The 2,875-nt window shown below is 62.0% G+C and carries 5 protein-coding genes; 4 read left to right on the plus strand and 1 reads right to left on the minus strand.

Annotation, left to right across the window (positions count from 1 at the left end; all coding sequences use genetic code 11):
* Window positions 1-420: thiamine pyrophosphate-dependent enzyme (locus JOZ76_RS08595; RefSeq protein ID WP_291698198.1), on the plus strand; the 420-nt coding region annotated here is incomplete at its 5' end.
* Window positions 421-446: 26 nt separating this feature from the next.
* Here the strand turns inward: JOZ76_RS08595 and JOZ76_RS08600 are convergent.
* A complete protein-coding gene (locus JOZ76_RS08600; protein WP_291698199.1) occupies window positions 447-692 on the minus strand; it encodes a hypothetical protein in 246 nt (81 codons plus the stop codon).
* Window positions 693-881: 189 nt separating this feature from the next.
* Between JOZ76_RS08600 and JOZ76_RS08605 the strand changes: the two genes are divergently transcribed.
* From JOZ76_RS08605 to JOZ76_RS08615, 3 genes are all read left to right on the plus strand, one after another.
* Window positions 882-1,079, plus strand: a complete 198-nt coding sequence (locus JOZ76_RS08605) for a hypothetical protein (RefSeq protein WP_291698200.1) — start codon at window positions 882-884, stop codon at window positions 1,077-1,079.
* Between the two features lies 1 nt (window position 1,080).
* On the plus strand, window positions 1,081-1,308 hold the full coding sequence (locus tag JOZ76_RS08610) for a hypothetical protein (RefSeq protein WP_291698201.1): 228 nt from the start codon (window positions 1,081-1,083) through the stop codon (window positions 1,306-1,308).
* 930 nt (window positions 1,309-2,238) lie between these two features.
* A partial coding sequence (locus JOZ76_RS08615) for a PAS domain-containing protein (protein ID WP_291698202.1) occupies window positions 2,239-2,875 on the plus strand: 637 nt, incomplete at its 3' end.

A 2,875-nucleotide genomic window follows, 5' to 3' on the forward strand; every position in this document is an offset into this window, starting at 1 on the left:
TGGGGCAAGACCACCCAGCTCGGCTATGGCCTCGGCCTTGCGATGGGCGCCAAACTCGCGCATCCGGAAAAACTCTGCATCAATGTCTGGGGTGATGCGGCGATCGGCTTTACGGGCATGGATTTCGAGACCGCGGTGCGCGAGCGCATCCCGATCCTCTCGATCCTCCTCAACAATTTCTCGATGGCGATCGAGCTCAAGGTGATGCCGATCTCGACCGAAAAATATCGCGCAACCGACATCTCCGGCGATTATGCGGCGATGGCCCGCGCCTTCGGCGGCCATGGCGAGCGCATCACTGCGCCCGACGAGATCAAGCCGGCAATTTTGCGTGGCATCGAGAAGACCAAGGAAGGGATTCCGGTGCTGCTGGAGTTCATCACGTCAAAGGAGACCGAAGTGTCACGGCCGGGGACGTGATCCCGGCCGCGTCGGCCGCTGCTTCATCATTCCGCTTCCGGCACGTCCGTCGTCCCCCGGTAGCCGTCCGGACCGCGCCTGAACACGCCGTACTCACTTGACTTCACGCCGGCCCCGCCGTCGACTCCGATGGCGCCGAGGCCGAGCTTCAGGAGTTCCCTGACGGCGGCCGCCCGGGTCGGCATGCGATGCCGGAAACGAAAATCATCAACGGCCGCAAGCTCCTCGGGCGAGAGCATCACCTGCAATCGTTCACCACGGGTGTCCGTCATAGGGATCCTCGGTTCCATTGAGTAACTTACTCAACGCGCTCATGTGCCGCAGGTTCCCCCGAATTTGCCGTTCACCCAAAATTTGCGCCTCGCCCCAAATGAGCCAAATACGTGGGAAAAATCAATCATTTACGATTTAATCCGAATGCGCTAATGTGACAGCTGATGGGGCCAGAAGGCGCGCTCACAATGGCCGACAAGATTGAAATTCCGCGGATACCCAGGGATCCGAAGCCGCGGCGTCCCAGCTACGACAATGTCGCTCGCAACATCGAGAAGTGGGCCAACAGTGCCGGCCTGCAAAAACCCCACGAGGTCGATTGCGACGATCTCGCGTCCCGCCTTGAATGGTCACCGTCATTGGCTGGCGGGCGCGCCGGTGAATGAAATGAGCATCTATCGCATCCTGCAAAACAGTCCGTTCGGCCCTGACGAGATCGGCCGGCTGGTCACGGCCTATGAAGAAACACTGAAAACCCTCGGCCTGAAAGACCGTAGCGATCCGATCACGCAGCTCGTCGCCAGAAAGATTTTTGAGATCGGCCAGACCGGCGTGCGCGATCCCATGCAGCTTGCGCAACTGGCAATCAGGGACCTCGGTGCCCCCACGGCATGAACGCGAGCCTTGCCGCGTTCGTAGTTCCCGTTCAGATGTCAAACAGCCTTTCATCCCGCGCATCACAGGCACCCTCATTGCGAACCCGGCGAAGCAATCCAGAAATCTCGCCCAGGAGAAGGGCTGGATTGCTTCGGCGCTGTTGCGCCTCCCAATGACGATGACAGACACACGCTCGCGTTCTCGCGGCGTGTTACGCCCGAGTTGCTGCGTCGTTCTTCACCCTCGACATCAAGGAGGGCGCAGGGAATGCCGGGTGCTGGCCGCAACCCATGGCCCGCCAGCAAAAAGAAAAGCTGGCGGCAGTCACCACAGGTCCAGCCGAGACATCCCGGCATTCCCTGCACGATGGTTTTAACGCTTATGTCGCGCTCTCCCTGGGAACCGGGCTTTCTTGCTCCCATCGCCGCGCGGCTCGTCACCGCGCAACTTGGCCTCAGCGTCGGGAGGCCAGGACCACACGCCTTCGCGTCCGCATCGAGATCGTTCGTCCGCGCGCAAGCGCGCTGCGAGCCGACACGTCCACCGCATCCCGCGCTCCACGTTCGTGACGATCGCGAAGCGCCCCTCCTGATGAGCGCGGGACGGGGCGGATTATATTTCTGATTTGTGGAAGCCGTCAAGCGTTATTTCTGAAAATATGAACACGCCCATCCTGCGGCAGATTGGCGCGACGGGCAGTTGCGCGCGCATGGTACAGTCACATCGACGCGCGTTCTGAAGGAGCCCGGTGACGCCGTTCACCTTCACGAAGCCGCGACCCAAGACTGCATGTTCCAGTCCTCGACACTGGCCCGGTGAGGCTATACGTTGCCCTGTCCGCTACGGGGACCGCATACGGGACGGCCGCGGCTCCCGGTCCTGACTGAGACCCGGCCATCAATGGCGACGAATTGAGCCGTGTGCTCGCGAGTGAAGCGGAAATACAGGATGACAAGGCAATCTGCGCTGTCGAACGCGCCATCGGCAGGGGCCGCCCGCGCGGCCGATCTGCTCTCCCTCTCGCATGAGCCGATGTTCGTGTGGCGGCTCGGTGGGGCCATCGAGAGCTGGAACGCCGGGGCCGAAGGACTCTACGGGTTTTCGCCGGACGAGGCGATTGGCCGCATCAGCCATACCCTCCTGAAAACCAGATTTCCGGTCGACCTCGCCGAGCTGACGTCCGAGCTCTTGGATGGCCATGTCTGGTCGGGCGAACTGCGCCACACCTGCAAGGACGGACGCGAGGTCGTCGTCGACAGCCGGATGCAGCTCCTAAGTGACGGCACCGTGCTGGAGGTGAACCGCGATGTCACCGAGGTGCGGGCCTATGCGGCGACGCAGGCGGCCCTGATGCGCGAGCTTTCGACCGCGGCCGCCAAGTTCGAGGCGCTGTTCAACCAGTCCGGCATCTTCGCCGGCATTTTGGACCTGCAAGGTTATCTGCGGGAAGCCAATATCGTGTCGCTCGAAGGATGCGGTTATACGCGCGAGCAGGTTCTGGGCCAGCCGTTCTGGGAGACGCCGTGGTGGCGGGGCTCCGAGGAGATCAGGGCAAGAATACGCTTTGCCACTGCACAGGCGGCTG

Source organism: Bradyrhizobium sp., assembly GCF_019244115.1.
In the GTDB taxonomy this organism is placed as follows: Bacteria; Pseudomonadota; Alphaproteobacteria; order Rhizobiales; family Xanthobacteraceae; genus Bradyrhizobium.

Excerpts from the sequence above, each read along its gene's own strand:
- JOZ76_RS08600 (WP_291698199.1), bottom strand. The coding sequence starts at position 692 with ATGACGGACACCCGTGGTGAACGATTGCAGGTGATGCTCTCGCCCGAG.
- JOZ76_RS08605 (WP_291698200.1), top strand. The coding sequence starts at position 882 with ATGGCCGACAAGATTGAAATTCCGCGGATACCCAGGGATCCGAAGCCG.
- JOZ76_RS08610 (WP_291698201.1), top strand. The coding sequence starts at position 1,081 with ATGAGCATCTATCGCATCCTGCAAAACAGTCCGTTCGGCCCTGACGAG.